Genomic DNA, 19,730 nt, shown 5'->3' on the forward strand with positions numbered 1-19,730 from the left:
AATCAGAGCAGTCGTCATGGTGGTGCATAACATCCCCGTGACCTGCCCGTACCAGTAACACCGGAACACCTATGACCCGTAAGAAGATGACCACCCGCGGCGACAGTGACTTGCATGATGACTGGGGCCTGTTTGGCCGCCCGTTGTTTGAAGATCCCGCCGTCCGCAGCCTGTCCCGTGTTGGCGTTGTCGATGTTGGATCGAACTCTGTCCGGCTGGTGGTGTTTGACGGCGCGGCGCGATCCCCCGCCTATTTCTTTAACGAAAAAATCATGTGTGCCCTGGGTGCGGATCTGCCCCAGACAGGCAAGCTGTCTGTCACCGGGCGTGCGCGGGCTTTGTCTGCGATCCGGCGGTTTCAGGAACTGGCGCGTGGTATGGGGCTGGAACAACTGACAGCGGTTGCGACCGCTGCGGTGCGTGAGGCCACCGATGGCCTTGATTTCTGTACCGAAGTCCTGCGCGAAACCGGTCTGAACATCCATGTGATTGACGGCCTGGAAGAAGCCCGCCTGTCTGCCCAGGGGGTGCTTTTGGGCTGGCCAACGGCGCGGGGGCTTGTCTGTGATATTGGTGGTTCTTCCATGGAGCTTGCGGAGGTTTCCGAGGGCGAAGTCGGACGCGCGATTACCTCTGCCCTGGGTCCACAAAACCTGAAGGCTGTGCGTGGCGGCAAGAAGGGCCTGAAGGCGCATATTAAAGACGGCGTGGAAGAATTGCGCGATGCGATGCCCGGGGACTATGAACGTCTTTACCTTGTCGGCGGGTCCTGGCGGGCGATTGCACGGCTGGATATGGAACGACGTGGCTATCCTCTGACGGTTCTGCACGAATACCGCATGACGCCGAAATCCGTGATGGATACGGTAAAATGGATTGAAGAAAACGATCTGGAAGAACTGCGCGCCCGCACCGGCACGTCGGAAGCCCGGATGATCCTTGTCCCGGAAGCCAGTCGTGTTCTGAAACAGCTGGTGCGCACGTTTAAGCCGGTGGATATTGCTGTGTCCTCCTACGGGATCCGGGAAGGGATGCTGTATGAACAGATGCCCGATCGTCTGCGCAAACGGGATCCGCTGATTGAAGCCTGCCGTTTTGCCGAAGTGAAAGACGCGCGCATGCCGGGGTTTGGCAAGGCGCTGTATGAATTTGTCAGCCCGCTGTTTAAATCCGCCAATGCCGACCGCCAGCGTCTGATCAAAGCGGCCTGCCTGCTGCATGATGTCACCTGGCGCGCGCATCCGGATTTCCGGGCTGAGGTCTGTTTTGACAACGCAACACGTGCCAATCTGGGCGGGTTGCGCCACCGCGAACGTGTGTTCCTGGGCCTGTCTCTGCTGCATCGCTATAAGAACAGCCGTGATGGAACGCGGTTCGAAGAACTGTTTGATATGCTGACGGAAAAAGAAATTCGCGATGCAGAAATTTTGGGGAAAGCCATGCGTTTTGGCGCAATGTTCTCAGTCAATAAACCCAATGACGTGGCCGCGTTGAAGCTGTTCCCACAGAAGAAGCAGCTTGAACTGGCACTGACAAAAGAAGGCGATGCGTTGTTTGGCGAAGTCGCGGAATCACGGTTCCAGTCGCTGGCGAAATCTCTGGATGCGGACGCGCGACTGAAGCGGAAGAAATCGGTTCGGGCGGAGGCCTAGAGTTCAGTTTCGCCTGGCTCCAGCGGATCTTCCAACGGGGTTTTTCGTCGGATGATAATGTCACCGTTTGGCAGAACTTCCGGCAGCTCATAAGCCGAGAAATCCCCGATCATGCCGCGCAGTTCTTCCATGGCCGGACCCATGTTTTCTGCAAGCCCTTCAAGGTCTTCCAGTGCCGGTGACATTTCCTCAAGAAGCCCGCGCAAAAGCAGTTGCGCGCCCTCTCCCATCAGGCTGAAGCCTTCTTCAGTGGGCGGCTGATCCTCGGCCAATGTGGCGAGAGGGGCGGTTGCGAGGGCTGCAATAAGCCCCAGGGTGGCGATCTGTTTCATGCCCTTAATATAGGGCATGAGGCGTGATTCTTTAAGGGTCAGAGCGTAATATCCAGCGTGACCGGGAAGTGATCAGAGGCCGTGAGCAGAGATTCGCGCAGTTTCGGATCATTATAAGCCGCGCCATCATCAAAGGGATGCCAGATGCGCCAGCGGGGATTTTTGCGGCGCAGGCCCGCGGAAATCATGATGTAATCCAGCAGGGCTGACAGGAAGCGGTTTTCGTCACGAATGAAGAAACGTGAGGTCGTCGGAATGGCAATACCACGGCGGGACAGGGCCATGCGAGCATGCGGATCAAACAGGCAGTTGTTGCCATTTTCGCCCAGGACAATTTCAACACCGGACCGACCAAAGAGCTTTTCAAATTCATCCAGGCCAGGACCATCGTTGAAATCGCCCAGTACAATGATTTCTTCCCCAGCTGTCAGATGTTCTTCCACCCGCGCACGCACCCAGGCACATTGCGCCAGTTGCTTGCGGCGGTTTTCGATCGAAATTCTGCGCGCCTGTTCGTCATTGCGCGCACCATGGGGGGCTTTGGATTTGGCATGCACCCCAATCAGGCGCAGATCCGTACCTGATTTCGTTTTCACAGCAAGTTCCAGCGGCGGTTTGGAAAAGACGACGTCATCGGGACGCGCATCCAGATCAAGATCCATGTGGAAGGATTGATCAAAACGTGGCGATGCCCCATTGCCACCGCGCGGATCGTGCACGGCCGTCAGTTTTGACGGATCAAACATCAGGGTGATTTCCTGCTGCGTGTCATTGGCAAAACCCGTGACCGCATCGGAAAGGCGCAGGTTGTACTTTTTCGCAAGGTTGCGCAGGGCCGTTGCACTGTCACGTTTGCGGCTGGTATCCGGGGCTTCGATCACCATCAGGGCATCGGCATCAATTGCGCGCAAAACATGTACGATGGCTGCGATCTGATCACTGCGCTTCACATTCCAGCGCGAAGACCAGTCACCGGTTACAAGCGGCTGACCTTCATCATCAAAGAGACTGTTGAACCATTCAACGTTCCATGTCGCGACACGCATCAGGCGGGCTCTGGCTGTTTCAGAGACCGGATTTCTTCCCAGGCCTGATTAATCGCGACCAGCCGGGTTTCTGCGAGTTTCACGGCTTCCTGGGGCAGGCCCCGGGCAATGACGCGGTCCGGATGCATATCACGTACGAGGTTGCGCCATTTTTTGCGGACTTCATCCATGGGGGTGTCTGTCGTCACGCCCAGAACATCATAGGGGTTTGGCGTGGTATCCGGCACGAAACGCGTACGCAGGGACCGAAACATCATTTCATCCATGCCAAAAATATCCGCAACCCGGGCCAGAAAATCATCTTCCTTCGGGTGATATTCACCGTCGGCCATTGCGATATGAAACAAGCCTTCCATCAGGAAACAGATCCGCCCGTCATGTTCGTCAAACATATTGGCGATCCGTTCGGCGTAGGTTTCAAACCCCGCCACATCCTGGCGTGCAAGGTTGAAGACACGGGCGGCTTGAATTTCATCTTCGGCGCTGATCTGAAAAACTTCGCGGAAAGCTGTGACTTCGTCGCGCGTCACCTGGCCATCTGCCTTGGCCATTTTCGCGCCAAGGGCGATCACCGCGATTGTAAACGCGACTGAGCGTTCCGGCGTGGAACGCAGCTTTTCAAAGACTTCTGACAGGGATTCCCCCGAAGCCAGCGCAGAAAGCGCGTCACTTATGCGGTTCCAGATGCTCATGCCACAATCCTAACGGCAAACGCGGGGAATGTCCCGTGTGATCAGAGGTGCTTGAACAAAAGGTGAAGATCAAGCCAGTTTCCGTGTTTGCGGCCCGCTTGTGGCAGGATCCCGCCGGGGTTGAAGCCCACGGCATTGTGAAACGCCAGTGCGCCCGAGTTCGTCCCGGAAATGGCCGCCACCATCAGATGGGTGCCCAGCGCTTTCAGTTCAAGTTCCAGGGCCGCGATAAGGGCACGCCCCAGACCTTTGCCGTGATGGGCGGGGGCAAGGTAAATCGTGATTTCTTTTGAATGCGCATAGCCCGGCCCCGCGCGGAAATCGCCCGCACAGGCGAAACCGGTGAGCTTTTCGCCCTCAAGAAGGGTCAGGAAGGGATCATCGCCCTGTATGCGGGTCAGCAAATCGGCTTCGGACTTTTCATCTGTCGTAAAGGTCGCGGTGCCATTGCGGATTTCGGCATTCCAGATCGCTGCAATCCGGGGAATGTCATCCGGGATGGCCGGGCGGATTGTCATGACAGGGACCTGGGGCCATGCAGGGTTTCAAAATGGGCTGTGAAGCGGGCATCACCCGTGTGGAAATTCAGCGCGGGGCCTTCTGTCGTGCCGAAGAGCGTTTTCAGAGCCTGAGCTTCCGGGTGTTGAATGTCAAAACCTGTCATGCGGACGCCGGATTGCGGCAGGCGTTTGGCCGGGTGGGCCTCCCCCTCCCATTCGATCAGGGCTGGAGCCATATTGTCGTAGGGCAGCTTACCATCCGCAGGCACGGCCATCTGCCAGCGCAGATCCCCACGGGACAAGGCCACGGGCTCCCCCGCTTTGATCGGCAGTGTCGCGATTGTGTCGGTAATATCATCACAACGCAGGATCCAGTTGGTGATGCGCGGCGCACCCCGGAAGTTATCGAGGTCGAACCAACGCGGGCGACCGGGATCAGGGGTATCCGGGTTGATGGCGATCACTTCGAGGTAAAGCCCGTCCTTGAGACCCAGCAGACGGTTATGGGTGCTCATCAGCACATGTTCACCGCCGGGGGCCATTTTCACGCCCAGGCTGTCCTCAAAATACTGAACGCCTTCTGTCAGATTTTCCGCCGCGATGGCGATGTGATCAAATGTAAACATATGCTGCTCTCCCTCGCCCCCAGAAACGCAAAAGCGGGCGCGAAGATCAATGCCCCGCGCCCGCTTTTGCGATTTATTTCAGCGATCAGAAGGTTTCGACGATCAGCTGTGCGTTACACTGGCTACCGTCGAATGTACCAATCCAGACGTCATAGATCCCATCACCCGCCGGGCGGGTCAGGCGAATTTTCGGATCCGCATTGCCGTTGTCGTCATCGTCAAAATACCAGTTCACACCGGCAGTGTTGATCAGCAAGGTTGAATCACACTGGCTGACGACGCGGAATTCCAGCTGATAGCCTTTGATTCCATTGATGGTCAGTGAGAAATCCGGGCGGCCAATCACATAACCCGGCATCGGCCCGGACCAGTTGCGCGCCCGTAAACCACAATTGGACAGGTTATACTGACCACCGGCAACGACATTAATAGAAACCGGGCTGTAGAGCTGACGGCCGGTCAGTTCGTACCGCTCATTTCCCCAGAGCTGATAATCCGGACAGGCCTGAGCGCCTCCGGCAAGAATAACAAAAAACAGAGAATATAAAAAATGGCGCATAATAGCCTCCTTCGACAACAGATATTGTTTCCCCAGGGTAAGCGTAGCGCAGAAATACCGTTTGGCAAAATTAATTTGCAGACAAACAGCCTGCCTAAATGGTCAGATCGGGGACAATTGCCCCCGATCCGGTTCATATATCAGAAGCTTTCAACAATCAGCGTCGCATCACAGGCTGCACCATTGAAGGTGCCGATCCAGACATCATAAACACCATCTGAGCCAGGATTGTTCAGGCGGATCTTAGGATCGCCATCGCCGTAGCTGTCATCGTCATAGAACCATGTGCCATGGGCGTTGTTGATCAACAGAACCGTGTCACAGGTGCCAATCACGCGGAATTCCAGATCATAGCCGGACACACCACTGATGCTGATAGAATAATCTGGCGCGGAAATCACATGGCCGGTCAGAGACCCGCCCCAGTTCGCTGCATCGATTTTGCAGTTCTCCAGGTTCTGGTCCCCACCTGCAACCACAGAAAACTGGCGTGGTGAGTAAAGTTGTTCCCCGGTGATATTAATCTCTGAGCCCCAGCGGGTGTAATCAGGGCAGGCACTGGCAACAGTAGCAGAAAGCATCATAAAGAGTGATGCAAAAAACAGTTTCATTTTGGTCTCCGAATATAATCCAGGAAGGGGCAACCCCGCCCCTTCCGTGCCGTCGCATGTCTGCCATCACACTAAGACAAATCAAAGGCGAGACCGTTCTTTTTCTGCCCCGCCTTTTGTGTTTTTTCGTGAATAACAGATCTGCCCCGGTCAATGACCTGGGTGTCATTTGATATCAGCGCATGCCACGCAGGATTTTCAGGATGTCTTCGGCTGCGTCCGGGATATTGGTCCCCGGGCCAAAGATAGCTTTCACCCCTGCCTTATAAAGGTAATCATAATCCTGTTGCGGGATCACACCGCCGCAGATCACGATGATGTCTTCCGCACCCTGGGCTTTCAATTCTTCGATCAGCTTTGGGGCAAGGGTTTTGTGACCTGCCGCCTGGGAAGAAATGCCAACGATATGCACATCATTGTCGATGGCGTCCTGCGCAGCTTCATCCGGTGTCTGGAAAAGTGGGCCAACGTCGACGTCAAAGCCGATATCTGCGAAAGCGGTGGCGATGACTTTGGCACCACGATCATGGCCGTCCTGGCCCATTTTCACAACCAGCATACGCGGGCGGCGGCCTTCTTCAGTTGCGAAGTCCTCAACCGATTTCTGGATCTTTGCAAAGCCTTCATCGCCCTCATAGGCGGAGCCATAAACGCCAGCCAATGTTTTTACCTCTGCTTTGTGACGGCCAAAGGCCTTTTCCATTGCCATGCTGATTTCACCGACAGAAGCACGGGCGCGGGCGGCTTCGACAGCGAGCGCCAGAAGGTTGCCATTGCCGGAAGAAGCCCCCTGTTCAAGCGCCGCAAGGGCGCCTTCACAGGCCGCTGCATCCCGCGTATCGCGGATGCTGGTCAGACGTGCGACCTGAGCTTCGCGCACGGCGACGTTGTCGACATCAAGAATATCGATCGCGTCTTCTTTCTCAAGGCGGTATTTGTTCACGCCCACAATGACTTCGTCACCGCGGTCGATATTGGCCTGACGCCGGGCCGCAGATTCTTCAATGCGCAGTTTCGGCATACCGGAGGCCACGGCTTTGGTCATGCCACCCATTTCCTCGACCTCTTCCATCAGGGCCCAGGCTTTGTCGACCAGTTCAGCGGTCAGGCTTTCGACATAGTAAGAACCGGCCAGCGGATCGACGACATTGGTGATGCCCGTTTCTTCCTGCAGGATCAGCTGCGTGTTGCGTGCGATCCGGGCAGAGAAATCGGTGGGCAGGGCAATGGCTTCGTCCAATGCATTGGTGTGCAGGGACTGTGTGCCGCCCAGCGCCGCCGCCATGGCCTCATATGCCGTGCGCACAACGTTGTTATAGGGATCCTGTTCCTGCAGAGACACGCCGGATGTCTGGCAGTGAGTACGCAGCATGGAGGATTTTTCGAGCTTTGGTTCGAATTCCTGCATCACACGATGCCAGAGCAGACGGGCGGCGCGCAGCTTGGAGGCCTCCATGAAGAAGTTCATGCCAATGGCGAAGAAGAAGCTGAGGCGACCTGCGAATTTATCGACATCCATGCCCGCATTGATCGCGGCACGCACATATTCACGACCATCCGCAAGCGTGTACGCAAGTTCCTGCACGAGGTTCGCGCCCGCTTCCTGCATGTGATAGCCGGAAATCGAGATTGAGTTGAACTTAGGCATCTCATTGGACGTATATTCGATGATGTCAGAGATGATCCGCATGGAGGGTTCAGGCGGGTAGATATAGGTGTTGCGCACCATGAATTCTTTCAGAATGTCGTTCTGAATGGTGCCTGCCAGCAGGGATCTGTCGTGGCCCTGTTCTTCGCCGGTGACAATGAAGTTTGCGAGGATTGGGATCACAGCGCCGTTCATCGTCATGGAAACAGAGACTTTATCAAGCGGGATACCGTCAAAGAGGATTTTCATATCCTCAACCGAGTCAATCGCAACGCCGGCCTTGCCCACATCACCAACCACGCGTTCATGGTCACTGTCATAGCCGCGGTGTGTTGCCAGATCGAAGGCCACGGATACACCCTGCTGACCAGCGGCAAGGGCTTTGCGGTAGAACGCGTTGCTTTCCTCAGCGGTTGAAAAACCAGCATATTGGCGGATGGTCCAGGGGCGGCCTGCGTACATGGTGGATTTCACACCGCGTGTGAACGGCGCGTGGCCAGCGGTAGAATTCAGGTGATCCATACCGTCCAGATCAGCGGCGTCATAGTAAGGCTTGACGTCGATCCCTTCGAGCGTGTTCCAGGTCAGATCATCCAGCGGACGCCCCCGCAGTTCTTTCTCTGCCCGGGTCGCCCATGTTTCGGGCAGCGGCACGTTCTTCTTTGAAACCATCGTTGTGTCCTCTTTCGTCTTCCTGTCCGGGGTGTGCCCCGGTATTTTCAATCAATGTGATGTTGTTGTCGGCCTGGCCGCGCAGCCAAGTCAGGTCTTCGCGATAGGCGTCCTGCAGCACCTCGCGGTGGAAATTGGGGAAAGGCATCCATGTGCCGCCCTTATGGAGTTGGCCTGCATATGTGCCCGGATCCTCATCCCTGTCTGCAACAAGCTGCGCCAGGTCACCGGCGATATCGGCAGGCGTTGTGAAATCTGTTACCGGGTCAGCAAGAATGGCCCCGGTCAGCAAGGCCAGCATGCGCGGGTGCTGATCGGACAGGGCTTCATGTGGCAGGATCAGGATTTCTGCGGCAGGGAAGGCATCGCGCAATTCCTGCGCCAGGTGACGCCAGCGACGGGGCTGGGTGACCAGCCTGTCAAGCTGCGCCTCTGTCGGAAGGGCGTGGCCCTGAAACATGCCTGCGGCCAGTTGTTGCATCCACCAGCATTCATAACTGCGGATGGTCAGACAGATACGGGTAACACTGCGTTCAAATGTATTGCGCATACGGGCAAGACGCCATGCGGCATCGGGATAAAGCTGCCCGCTTGTCAGGTTCAGCGCCACATTGCCCAGAAGGCCCGGTTCAGACAGTAAAAGCAACTGCATGTCCTGGCGTGTAAGATCCGCCAGATGCAGACGCATCAGCCCGGCGGAGCGGTGCGCGGCGTGATCTGTCAGCGGGGTTTCATGCCCCTGCGCGACCATCAGGCCGGCCAGCATGCCGCCTTTCGTTTGTGCTGGCAGCGCAGTTGCAATACCTTCCTGTGACAGTGCGGCAGTATTCGCCGCCAGAAATTTTTGAAAACCCAAATGCCCGGAGCAATGCGCCCCGAGATGCAGAACCAGTTCCATCAGGCCCACCCCGACCATATCCATAGCCCGGGCACCTGTTCCCTGGCCATCACGCCCCATCGCACAGACTGGCACGGCAGGTGTTTCAGAAGGGTTAAACCTGGTGGTTTCTGGAAGAGGTTTCAGTTTTTTCCTCGCAATCGGCGCGTAAAACGCTATCTCTGAAAGAGAGGAGTTATTGATGAAAAAATGCCTTTGTGCCCTTGCCGCCTGTCTTAGTCTGGCCCTGCCCGTATTTGCGCAGGAGGCGACAGAGGACATCCCGGAACTGGCTTTCCTGGAGGCCGCGGATGTGATCGCAGAAGAATTTCTCTGGCAGGCACGGCTGATTGTTGTCTTTGCCGACAGCCCGCTTGATCCGCGTTTTGCAGACCAGTTGTCCAAGCTGGAAGATGGCGCAGAAGCCCTTCTGGAACGCGATGTCGTGGTGATCACCGACGCAGACCCGGCAGGCGCATCCGAATGGCGCGAGGAATTGCGCCCGCGTGGGTTCATGATGGTGTTGATCGGCAAAGACGGCGTCATCCGCCTGCGCAAACCCTTTGCCTGGGACGTGCGCGAAATCAGCCGATCCATCGACAAAATCCCGCTGCGCCAGCAGGAAGTCCGCGACAGAAGAGAATAGTGCAGAGGTTCGGAAAAAGCTGTCATGGTTGCTCACTCTGCTGAGAAAACCGGAACTCAACCCCATCGGGCAACGTTCGTGCGTAATCAGAAAGCATCACATGCAACCGCACCGCAGCTTCTTCAGTTGTTGCGTAGAACGTTACGTTGGCATTCCCCACGACTCCCAACGGACCATCTATAACCAGGTCTCCCAGCTCCACCCAATCCGGCCCGACAGCATTATGGAGCCAGTCTTTGTAGAGCATTGCAAGTTCCACGCTATTGTCTGCCAGAAGTGGCACGGCCCAACCCGCAGCGGGATTGCTTTGGCGAATGCTAAGCGCCTGCGCAGACGCGAGCCCCCAGAGATCCAGGACATAATGTGGGTTCTGCCATGATACATACCCAAGATCATTCACTGCGACTGGGTTTTGATAAAATTCATCCACAAAACGCGCCATCTGCTTTTGCTGCATTGCAACGACCCTGGACGAGAAGGCAAGCAGTTGGTTCGTCAGACTATAATAATAGCCACTTGCAAGTAACGGCGACACAATCAGGAAGAACGCGATTGCAGGACGTGCGGCATATTTTTCGGTTACGAACAAAATGAACAGCCCCACTACGAAAGTCATAATATAGATTTCGTAACGGTTCAGCCATCCGAACTGCCCCAGGGCGAGATGGCCTGCGCCGGCAAACACCATGGCCCCCAGAATCGCCCGGAATTTCGGTGGCATAGACCGGAAGTTCCAAAGAAAAATCATCATCGCAACCAGCAGCACAGAGAACAGGACAACAGCCGGAAACCTGTCAAATTTACTTGAAATAACCTCAACCAAATTACTGGTCGTCAAAGCATCATGTGACGATGCATTGGCCAACTTCGCCTGAACTGAATTTGGCAGGGCACTAAGGCCAAGCTGCATCAGAAAAACGCAAAACAATGACACGGGAATAATCCCAAGGCAGATGATCCCCGCCACCCGCGACATTCCACGTTTACCCTTACCTGAGGACGTAAGCACAATGACAAGAGCGACAGCCAATGACACAGCCAGCCCCTCGAAGCGCAGCAATGGTCCAAAGAGTACACCTGAGAGCAAGAGCCAAGTGAGCTGCCCGGTTTGCAGATAGGTTTGAATACCACATAGAACTGCAAGCGTCGCGGCCACATGCAGAGCGTGTTCCATCCCAGCCCAGGCAACACCGGCAAAGTTCAGCCCGATCGGGCCAAGGATCAGAACAACCCACATCTGCCAACCCGGAACCTGAAAACACCGGGTTACAAAACGCGCCCAAAGCAGTGCTGATGCGATAAGCGCCCCAAGGTTTATAATTGCAGGCAGGAAACGATGCATGGTCCCGCCTGCAAATGGCGTCAACAAAAAGGGGTACAGCGGGGAAGACGCCGCTGAGCTATATTCGCCTGCGTTCACCCCATAACCGCCTGCAACAATTTGTTCGGCAACAGCAAGATGAATATAAACATCATCCAGCGGATATTCGAACTGCCCGGCAATATACCAGCTGACAGCCTGAAAAAGCCCCCAGACCAGCAGCACAGCGATGAGGCTTATCACTGCAGGCAAAGATCTGTTCGCACTGTTTATCGGAGCTTCAGCAGACATTTTTCTTATTCGAACTCAAGGATCACATCATCAACCGCAAGCGAGTCACCGGCAGCGGCGTTGATTTTGCTGACGACGCCTTTCTTTTCGGCGCGCAGGATGTTTTCCATCTTCATGGCTTCCACGGTGCAAAGCGCCTGACCTTCATGCACTTCATCGCCAACGGAAACCGCGACGTTCACGATCAGACCGGGCATTGGGCACAGCAACAGGCGTGATGTATCCGGTGCAACTTTGACCGGCATCAGGGCCGCCAGTTCCGCCTGACGCGGGCTGCGCACGCGGACTTCCAGATCAGCACCACGGGACCGGATACGGAACCCCTGGGTGATCTTTTCGACCTTCAGAACCAGCGGGCTGCCGTCAACGGACAGACGCGCAAGGCTGTCGCCCGGTGTCCAGTCAGATGCCACACGATGGGTGCGGCCATCATCGAAATGCACGGTAGATCCGTCGTGATCTGCTTCAATCGACACGGGGATGTCTTCGCCCTGAACGCTGACAACCCATTCGGTGCCGACTTTGCGTTCATGGTTGCTCATCCGGCCCGACACGCGGGTACGGCGAATTTCAGCGACGCGGTGCATGGCAGCGGCAGAGGCCGCGATGCGTTGAACCGCGTCACGATCCAGTTCCACGCCTTCAAACCCTTCGGGGTATTCTTCTTCGATAAAGGCTGTGGTCATTTCACCGGACGTGAATTTCGGGTGGTCCATCACGGCGGACAGGAACGGCAGGTTATGACCGATGCCTTCCAACTCGAACCCATCCAGAGCATTGCGCATATGTTCAATCGCTGTGGCGCGATCCGGGCCCCATGTGCACAGTTTTGCGATCATCGGGTCGTAATACATGCTGATTTCGCCGCCTTCGAAAACGCCGGTGTCATTGCGCACAACTTCGTCCGCCTGCACGACTTCTTCCGGTGGACGGTATTTCACCAGACGGCCAATGGACGGCAGGAACCCGCGATACGGATCTTCGGCATAGAGACGGCTTTCAATCGCCCAGCCGTTCAATTTCACATCTTCCTGTTTGATGGTCAGCGGTTCACCATTTGCAACCCGGATCATCTGTTCAACCAGATCAACACCGGTGATCATTTCGGTCACAGGATGTTCCACCTGCAGACGTGTGTTCATCTCAAGGAAGTAGAAATTCTTGTCGCCATCGACGATGAATTCCACTGTGCCCGCACTGGCGTAATCCACCGCCTGCGCCAGTGCGACGGCCTGATCGCCCATACGTTTACGGGTTTCTTCATCCAGGAAGGGGCTTGGCGCTTCTTCAATCACCTTTTGCTGACGGCGCTGAATAGAACATTCGCGTTCGCCCAGATAAATGCCGTTGCCATGTGCGTCGCACAGCACCTGAATTTCGATATGACGGGGTTGAGTCACGAATTTCTCGATGAAGATCCGGTCATCGCCAAAGCTGTTCGCAGCTTCGTTCTTGGACGACTGGAACCCTTCGCGGGCTTCTTCGTCATTCCAGGCAATCCGCATGCCTTTACCACCACCACCGGCAGAGGCTTTCAGCATTACCGGATAGCCAACTTCATTCGAAATCTTAACGGCTTCATCCGCATCCTCGATCAGGCCCATGTAGCCCGGAACAGTGGATACGCCCGCTTCTTTCGCGATTTTCTTGGACGTGATCTTGTCGCCCATCTTTTCAATCGCACCCACTGGCGGGCCGACAAAAGCCACGCCTTCGGCCGCCAGGGCTTCGGCAAATTTGGAATTCTCAGACAGGAAACCATAACCCGGGTGCACGGCTTCGGCACCGGTCTGGCGGATCGCATCCATCACTTTGTCGATCACGATATAGGACTGGTTCGCAGGGGGCGGGCCGATGTGCACGGCCTCATCCGCCATTTTCACATGCAGCGCGTTGCGGTCCGCATCGGAATAAATCGCAACCGTCTGAATGCCCATGGCCCGGGCAGATTTGATCACACGACAGGCGATTTCACCCCGGTTGGCGATAAGTATTTTTTTGAACATGATCAGATCCTCGTTCTATCGGTATCAGGCGGCACGCAGGGTGCCGGAATGGATGGGACAATGCGTTGGCATAGGGTCAGACACATTGTTGTGATTTGGCGGTCGGTTCACGGCGCGAACACAGTTCTGTGCTGCACCGCTTCGTGAGGTGAAAGTGAACCGATTAGTTACGATATATTCCTGACGGCCCCGACTAACCGGGCGCCGCATGAAGGGAGCATTCTTATGACCATGACGAGACACACCACGCTTGCCGCCTCGGCGCTGGCCCTGCTGATCGCCGCCCCGGCTGTTGCGGATACCGCTGCAGACCTGGAACACCGGGTGGATGAGCTGACCGCACGGCTGGCTGAACTTGAAAACAACCGCGCCAGCGGCCTGAGCTTTGGCAATGGCGGCACAATTGATATTTACGGCTATGTGAAGGCCGATTTCATCCAGGACCTGGACGCTGACCTTGGCACCACAACATTCGGACTTGCCAGCCTGACCCCAGGGTTCGCCAGCGATGAAAATTTCCAGGCTCATGCCCTCCAGTCCCGCCTTGGCGTGCGTGGTACAGCCCCAAGCGGTATTGGCGACATTGGCTTTCAGATCGAAGGGGATTTCTTTGGGGGCGACGACGGCGGCAACTTCCGCCTGCGTCACGCGAATGCCACGCTGGGCAACTGGCTGGTTGGTCAGAGCTGGAGTAACTTCATGCAGCTCAACGCCTTCCCGACCACGCTGGATTTCCAGGGACCGGCTGGCCTGACCTTCGCCCGTCAGACCCAGGTGCGTTACACGCATGACTTTGCCCAGAACCTGAGCGCATCCTTCTCTGTGGAAGATGCGGTGTTTGACAGCAGTGATCCGGTTGCCACTGCGTCGCTTGACTGGGCGAATGATCGCTTCAGCCTGCGCGGTGCGGTTCTGTACGGGACACTGGATACCGGCAGCAACGATGTCGACGCCTGGGGTGCCAGCATTGGCGGTACCGCGCAGCTTTGGGATGGCGGGCTGATCAGCGCGACCTATACCCGCGGTGAAGCCATTGCGCCCTACTTCCAGTTTGGCGGCAGCGGCTTCTATGACGATGGCGGCACCAATGATGCGGTCGAAACCGAAGGTGCAAGCCTGGGTATCACCCATGCAATCAATGACAAGTGGAGCCTTGGCACCGCTTACGGTTACCGTCGGGATGACGCCGGTGTTGCCACGGGCACCCGTTCCCTTGAAACCGTGCATTTCACCGTGAACTACGCCCCGGTTGAGAACGTCAACGTCGGCCTGGAATATTTCACCGGCGAACGCGAATTGTTTGACGGCAGCACTGCGGATGCTGACCGCATTCAGGCTTCGGTTCAGTTTAACTTCTGATCCAAAGCCCGGGTTCCGGGGGGATAAAGGTGCCCCCCCGGGATTATTCTGATCAGTTACAGATGTTGACGTCGTCGCAGAAGACGCCGGCAGCCCCGCCGATGATCGCGCCTGTTGTGGCGCTGCCACCAGTTGCGTCAGAAATAACGGCCCCCGCAGCCGCACCTGCGACACCGCGTTCCAGATCACTGTCGAGACAGCCCGCCAGAAGTGTGAATGTGAAAAGTGCTGCTGCGATATGTTTAACAGACATGGTTTCTGCCTTCCTGTGATATGTGTTCTCAGCAGGAATCCTACCGCCTTCCCCATAAAGCAACACCCCGGATGCGCCGTAGCGACACAACCGGCAGCATATTGCGCAGGGAAAAGCGGAAAGATGCTCACGACCAGTCATCCTCCGCAAAAGCGTCAGGGAAATTGGCGCGGGCCAGGTCTTCGTTCAGAACCAGAAGCGCATCATAGCTTTCCGGATCAAAGGGATCTTCGGCGGCGATGATTTCGCGCCCAAAGAACCAGGACAGACGCCCGGCATCCAGATTGCCGCGCTCAAAAGGTTCAGTGCCGAAGTTTTCAACAATCGCCTTGATAAATCCTGCATCCGCACGCCGGTCAGGTGGGCGACGGTCGGCATAGCGTTCACGCGCAGTCAGTGGCGTGACGCCGCCCTTGTTCGGACGACGGATGGTAAACTGAAAATCAGTACCCGGAAGACGGCCCGGGAAACCGCGGTGCTTTAACATGGAAGCTCTCCCCGCAAAGTGGTGGTTACGGGGAAAGCCTGTAAAGCAAACGGACGGTAAAGATAATCCGTTAAGCTGAAACGCTTAGTTAATTGGCCCTGTTGGGCTGGTCGGACCAGTTGGTTGCTGCGGATCCGGGTCATTATCCTTGTCGTTCGGCACACCATAACAATGGCCATCATTCGATTGCGGATCGCAATCCTGCTCTGGTGGCAGGCACGGATAGTTGGAACCCGGAATATATTCACACCCGGTTTCAGGCGGTTCACACGGATTTTCCTGCTGAGAGGTCGAGTCGTACTGACCGCCACCTTCGCAACCGACCACATCGCCGTGCTTATTGTAGATTGGTTGCGGCGTAATCCGCAGTGGCTCAGGTTGCTGCGCACATGCCCCCAGCACAACCACAAGTGAGAAACACAGGCCAGTCGCAATTTTTGAATTAAACATATTTTGCTCCATAGAAACGTAAAAATAGAGCCCGTAGCATAGCAAATTTTACGTTTTCCGGCAACACTGCGTGGGGTGTTATCGGATATCAGACCCTGCGGGAGCGCAGCGAGACCTGTCAGAGAGGTGTCGGGGGCAGAGCTGGCCCACCCCCAGACGAAATTACAGTTTGCTGGATACTGGTTCAGCAACAACTGGTTCGTATACAACAGGCTCTTCCTGTTGACCTGCACATGCAGATACGAATGCGACGAGGCTGAGTGCAACGAGTGCTTTAACGGTACGGGACATTTCAATCTCCTGTTAGTGAATACCGGGAGGTTCCCGGAAGTTTCAAAGCGGCAGCCTTGATGGCTATCACTAAATCTACCCTTTACATGGTTTCCAATGCAAGCACACAGAGGCATTTTCCTCCAGGCGTTTTTCAGCCAGGGTTGAGGTTTAATTCCCACAGTTAAAGGGGTTTTCTTCCATTTTCGCCCAACAAATGACAACATCAGAACACCTCTCTGACGCATGTATTGTCCGCTGAACGGAACGCTTCAAAAAACTTTGCAACGTCCGGGTTTGTCTCGCCCATAGTGGTTTCCCGTTCGGCCAGGGCCACGACAATTTGCTCAAACTCCAGTGCTTCATCTGCCGGATGAATCGCAAGGATGACCTGACAGAGATGAAGCATATCCTGACTGACATCATCAAATTTATATTCATTTTCAACAACCTGTGGGGCAACAAATCGATACAGAACTCGCGCAGAACCACCAGTTTGACCGGCATCACCACTGACGCCGATGTCGCGATCAAGAAACCAGACGCGCTGACCGGAAGGCACAGATACCTCTGTCCCCTTGACGAGATCGCCACCACCCTGCCCAACAAGGCGCAGGGTTGCGGTGGCAGAAAGCCAGAACAAAAAGGCCAGCCCGGCCGCTATGATCAGCCAGCGCGTCATTTTGTTTTCACCTCATCGGGTTTGCCTTCTGGTTGAGTAGAAAATTCAGCCGGAGACGTGATTTCCACCAGTTCCATATCGTCAGAGTTCTTTACAAGACGATGGCGAATCCCCGGGGGCTGCAAAACACAGGACCCTTCACGCAGGATATGCGCCCCCTCGCCTTCATATTCAAATTCCACCCAGCCTTTGGTGACATAGACCATCTGAAGATCCAGATCATGGGAATGCCATTCCGCAGGGCTGCGCATCCCCGGCACCGCCCGGATGACATGGGCACCATATGCCCCTTGCGTCGCCTCACGAATACCCAGCTGCCGGTACTCAAAAAACGGCCGCAATCCCGCCCCTTCAAACGGCACAGAATCCGCATGACAGATTGTGAAGGCCTGATTTTTGTAAAGGCGGGTCATATGACGTTCCTTATCGGCGGTATGCGCCTGCCCGGGTGGGTGCGCATGCACCCGCCATGGGGCCGGCGGGTGCATACCGTCGCTTGCGCGACGATGAAGCGGTTAAAGCGGGATGTTGTCGTGTTTTTTCCACGGGTTTTGCAGGCTTTTGCCACGCAGAGACGCAAAGGCACGGGCCACGCGTTTGCGGGTGGATTGCGGCATGATCACCTCGTCGATAAAGCCCTTTTCCGCAGCCACAAACGGGTTGGCGAAACGGTCTTCATAATCCTGAGTGTGCTGTGCGATTTTCTCAGCGTCGCCAAGGTCAGCACGATGGATGATCTCGGTCGCACCTTTTGCACCCATCACCGCGATTTCCGCTGTGGGCCAGGCATAGTTGAAATCGCCGCGCAGGTGTTTCGACGCCATCACGTCATAGGCACCGCCGTAAGCTTTGCGGGTGATCACAGTCACTTTCGGCACGGTTGCTTCGCCATAAGCGAACAGCAGTTTCGCACCGTGTTTGATCACGCCACCATATTCCTGGCTGGTGCCCGGCAGGAAGCCCGGCACATCCACCAGCGTCAGCACAGGAATTTCGAACGCATCACAGAAACGCACGAAACGCGCGGCCTTGCGGGACGCATCAATATCAAGACAGCCCGCCAGAACCATCGGCTGGTTTGCAACCACGCCCACGGTGCCACCTTCAAGGCGGATAAAGCCGGTCAGGATGTTCTTGGCGAAATCTTCCTGGATCTCATAGAAATCCCCTTCATCCGCCAGCTTGGTGATCAGTTCCTTCATATCATACGGTGTGTTCGGATTATCCGGGATCAGCGTATCAAGGCTTTCATCAATGCGGGCCGGATCATCAAAGAACGGGCGCACTGGCGGTTTCTGACGGTTGTTCAGTGGCAGGAAGTCAACCAGACGGCGGACCTCGGCCAGCGCTTCCACATCGTTTTCAAACGCGCCATCCGCGACAGAAGATTTCCTGGTGTGCGTAGACGCGCCCCCCAGTTCTTCCGCCGTCACAACTTCATTGGTCACGGTTTTCACAACGTCAGGGCCGGTGACAAACATGTATGAGCTGTCTTTGACCATAAAGATAAAGTCAGTCATCGCAGGGGAATACACCGCACCACCGGCACATGGGCCCATGACAAGGCTGATCTGCGGCACAACACCAGACGCCATAATATTACGTTGGAACACTTCGGCATAACCCGCAAGCGAAGCCACACCTTCCTGAATACGTGCGCCACCGGAATCGTTAATCCCAATCACAGGCGCGCCGTTTTGCATCGCCATATCCATGATCTTGCAGATCTTCTGCGCGTGGGTTTCAGACAGAGAGCCACCAAACACGGTGAAATCCTGCGAGAACACATAGACCATACGGCCGTTGATGGTGCCCCAGCCCGTGACAACACCGTCACCCGCCGGGCGGTCTTTTTCCATACCGAAATCGGTGCAGCGATGGGCCACGAACATGTCGAATTCTTCAAAGCTGTCTTCGTCCAGCAGCAGGTCAATGCGTTCACGCGCGGTGAGTTTGCCTTTTTTATGCTGGCTTTCAATCCGACGCGCGCCTCCGCCCTGACGGGCCTCTTCGCGGCGGCTTTCTAGTTCCTGAAGAATATCTTTCATCACGGGCTCCCGGTTTTGGCTCCGCATCGATCACATGCAGAGTTGAATAGTTTCAGTAAACTAGAGCGAAACCAGTGTAAGAAGGAAGAGAAATTCAGCAAATTTGCAAACTTCACTCAAGTTAAGTCCAGGAAAATGAATATATGCAAATATGAACACATGACTTTAAGAGTAACTGAGTTTCTCTTTGTAAGCGTTGCAAAATCTTCGAAAGCACCTAGTCCGCACGCTGGCTTAACAGGTTTCCAGGCCTTTTCACTGACATTTCCCAGAGAGATACTTCAACAGTGGGGAAGCCATGAGTAATCCTTTTGAAGGGCGCAGCCCGAATTTATCAGGCCCGGCACGGGATCTGCTGCCAGTAACGCCGGATGACGCAGCGGATCTTCCGCGTATTTGCATCGGCCTTTATGCAGAAGTGGGGGGCGCGATTGTATTCACCAGCGAAACGGGGGCTGTCCGGACGGTTTCTGTGAGCGATTTTTCGATACTACCCGTAGCGGCGCGTCGGGTTCATGCAAGCGGGACAACAGCGTCCGGACTTCATGGATTTGTCGTGTAGGGCAAGTCGCCGCGCCGCATTTGGAGTACGTTCTTCGATTTCTGCCTATCGGCTGCATGATTAGCGCGCTCTGCGCACAAAAAAGCCCGCCTCAGTATTTCTACTGAGGCGGGTTTTTTTATTTGAACATCGTATTGAGA

The 19,730-nt window shown here is 55.6% G+C and carries 21 protein-coding genes; 4 read left to right on the top strand and 17 right to left on the bottom strand.

Going from position 1 to position 19,730, the window contains the following annotated elements:
* The first annotated feature begins 71 nt into the window (after positions 1-71).
* Complete coding sequence (locus H1D41_RS16970; RefSeq protein WP_228850041.1) at positions 72-1,652, top strand: Ppx/GppA family phosphatase; 1,581 nt, start codon at positions 72-74, stop codon at positions 1,650-1,652.
* On the opposite strand, the gene H1D41_RS16975 is transcribed toward H1D41_RS16970, so the two are convergent.
* From H1D41_RS16975 to H1D41_RS17015, 9 genes are all read right to left on the bottom strand, one after another.
* A complete protein-coding gene (locus tag H1D41_RS16975; protein ID WP_228850042.1) occupies positions 1,649-2,002 on the bottom strand; it encodes a hypothetical protein in 354 nt (117 codons plus the stop codon). The two genes, H1D41_RS16970 and H1D41_RS16975, sit on opposite strands and share 4 nt — an antisense overlap.
* Before the next feature lie 20 nt (positions 2,003-2,022).
* Entirely contained in the window at positions 2,023-3,030 is a 1,008-nt protein-coding gene (locus H1D41_RS16980) for an endonuclease/exonuclease/phosphatase family protein (protein ID WP_228850043.1), read from the bottom strand.
* On the bottom strand, positions 3,030-3,722 hold the full coding sequence (locus H1D41_RS16985; RefSeq protein WP_228850044.1) for a molecular chaperone DjiA: 693 nt from the start codon (positions 3,720-3,722) through the stop codon (positions 3,030-3,032). The genes H1D41_RS16980 and H1D41_RS16985 overlap by 1 nt, the downstream gene beginning before the upstream one ends.
* 41 nt (positions 3,723-3,763) lie before the next feature.
* Positions 3,764-4,240: a GNAT family N-acetyltransferase gene (locus H1D41_RS16990; protein WP_228850045.1), complete on the bottom strand. Its 477-nt coding sequence runs from the start codon at positions 4,238-4,240 to the stop codon at positions 3,764-3,766.
* Positions 4,237-4,848 carry a VOC family protein gene (locus tag H1D41_RS16995; protein WP_228850046.1) on the bottom strand — a complete coding sequence of 204 codons (612 nt, stop codon included), beginning with the start codon at positions 4,846-4,848 and terminating at the stop codon, positions 4,237-4,239. The genes H1D41_RS16990 and H1D41_RS16995 overlap by 4 nt, the downstream gene beginning before the upstream one ends.
* A gap of 85 nt (positions 4,849-4,933) precedes the next feature.
* The gene (locus H1D41_RS17000; protein ID WP_107497033.1) at positions 4,934-5,407 is read right to left on the bottom strand and encodes a hypothetical protein; all 474 of its coding nucleotides are present in this window, start codon (positions 5,405-5,407) and stop codon (positions 4,934-4,936) included.
* A 140-nt stretch (positions 5,408-5,547) separates the two neighbouring features.
* The gene (locus tag H1D41_RS17005; protein WP_228850047.1) at positions 5,548-6,018 is read right to left on the bottom strand and encodes a hypothetical protein; all 471 of its coding nucleotides are present in this window, start codon (positions 6,016-6,018) and stop codon (positions 5,548-5,550) included.
* A 175-nt stretch (positions 6,019-6,193) separates the two neighbouring features.
* Complete coding sequence (gene scpA, locus H1D41_RS17010; protein WP_228850048.1) at positions 6,194-8,338, bottom strand: methylmalonyl-CoA mutase; 2,145 nt, start codon at positions 8,336-8,338, stop codon at positions 6,194-6,196.
* Entirely contained in the window at positions 8,256-9,260 is a 1,005-nt protein-coding gene (locus H1D41_RS17015; protein WP_228850049.1) for a hypothetical protein, read from the bottom strand. Before H1D41_RS17015 ends, scpA begins: the two co-directional genes overlap by 83 nt.
* 157 nt (positions 9,261-9,417) lie before the next feature.
* On the opposite strand from H1D41_RS17015, the gene H1D41_RS17020 reads away from it, so the two are divergent.
* Positions 9,418-9,861: a DUF4174 domain-containing protein gene (locus H1D41_RS17020; protein ID WP_228850050.1), complete on the top strand. Its 444-nt coding sequence runs from the start codon at positions 9,418-9,420 to the stop codon at positions 9,859-9,861.
* A gap of 22 nt (positions 9,862-9,883) precedes the next feature.
* Here H1D41_RS17020 and H1D41_RS17025 read toward each other — a convergent pair whose 3' ends face one another.
* Entirely contained in the window at positions 9,884-11,098 is a 1,215-nt protein-coding gene (locus H1D41_RS17025; RefSeq protein WP_228850051.1) for a hypothetical protein, read from the bottom strand.
* A 380-nt stretch (positions 11,099-11,478) separates the two neighbouring features.
* On the bottom strand, positions 11,479-13,479 hold the full coding sequence (locus tag H1D41_RS17030; RefSeq protein ID WP_228850052.1) for an acetyl-CoA carboxylase biotin carboxylase subunit: 2,001 nt from the start codon (positions 13,477-13,479) through the stop codon (positions 11,479-11,481).
* Between the two features lie 225 nt (positions 13,480-13,704).
* Between H1D41_RS17030 and H1D41_RS17035 the strand changes: the two genes are divergently transcribed.
* Positions 13,705-14,838, top strand: coding sequence for a DcaP family trimeric outer membrane transporter (locus H1D41_RS17035; protein WP_228850053.1), 1,134 nt, complete (start codon positions 13,705-13,707; stop codon positions 14,836-14,838).
* A 52-nt stretch (positions 14,839-14,890) separates the two neighbouring features.
* Here the strand turns inward: H1D41_RS17035 and H1D41_RS17040 are convergent, their stop codons facing one another.
* From H1D41_RS17040 to H1D41_RS17065, 6 genes are all read right to left on the bottom strand, one after another.
* The gene (locus H1D41_RS17040) at positions 14,891-15,091 is read right to left on the bottom strand and encodes a hypothetical protein (protein ID WP_228850054.1); all 201 of its coding nucleotides are present in this window, start codon (positions 15,089-15,091) and stop codon (positions 14,891-14,893) included.
* A 127-nt stretch (positions 15,092-15,218) separates the two neighbouring features.
* Positions 15,219-15,578, bottom strand: coding sequence for a hypothetical protein (locus tag H1D41_RS17045; RefSeq protein ID WP_228850055.1), 360 nt, complete (start codon positions 15,576-15,578; stop codon positions 15,219-15,221).
* A gap of 84 nt (positions 15,579-15,662) precedes the next feature.
* Entirely contained in the window at positions 15,663-16,028 is a 366-nt protein-coding gene (locus H1D41_RS17050) for a hypothetical protein (protein WP_228850056.1), read from the bottom strand.
* 496 nt (positions 16,029-16,524) lie between these two features.
* A complete protein-coding gene (locus H1D41_RS17055) occupies positions 16,525-16,980 on the bottom strand; it encodes a DUF6497 family protein (RefSeq protein WP_228850057.1) in 456 nt (151 codons plus the stop codon).
* Positions 16,977-17,393 carry a cupin domain-containing protein gene (locus H1D41_RS17060; RefSeq protein WP_228850058.1) on the bottom strand — a complete coding sequence of 139 codons (417 nt, stop codon included), beginning with the start codon at positions 17,391-17,393 and terminating at the stop codon, positions 16,977-16,979. Before H1D41_RS17060 ends, H1D41_RS17055 begins: the two co-directional genes overlap by 4 nt.
* Positions 17,394-17,495: 102 nt before the next feature.
* On the bottom strand, positions 17,496-19,028 hold the full coding sequence (locus H1D41_RS17065; RefSeq protein WP_228850059.1) for an acyl-CoA carboxylase subunit beta: 1,533 nt from the start codon (positions 19,026-19,028) through the stop codon (positions 17,496-17,498).
* Positions 19,029-19,326: 298 nt separating this feature from the next.
* Between H1D41_RS17065 and H1D41_RS17070 the strand changes: the two genes are divergently transcribed.
* Positions 19,327-19,590: a spike base protein, RCAP_Rcc01079 family gene (locus H1D41_RS17070; RefSeq protein ID WP_228850060.1), complete on the top strand. Its 264-nt coding sequence runs from the start codon at positions 19,327-19,329 to the stop codon at positions 19,588-19,590.
* The last annotated feature ends 140 nt before the right edge of the window (positions 19,591-19,730 follow it).

Source organism: Halocynthiibacter styelae, from assembly GCF_016123485.1.
In the GTDB taxonomy this organism is placed as follows: Bacteria; Pseudomonadota; Alphaproteobacteria; order Rhodobacterales; family Rhodobacteraceae; genus Halocynthiibacter; species Halocynthiibacter styelae.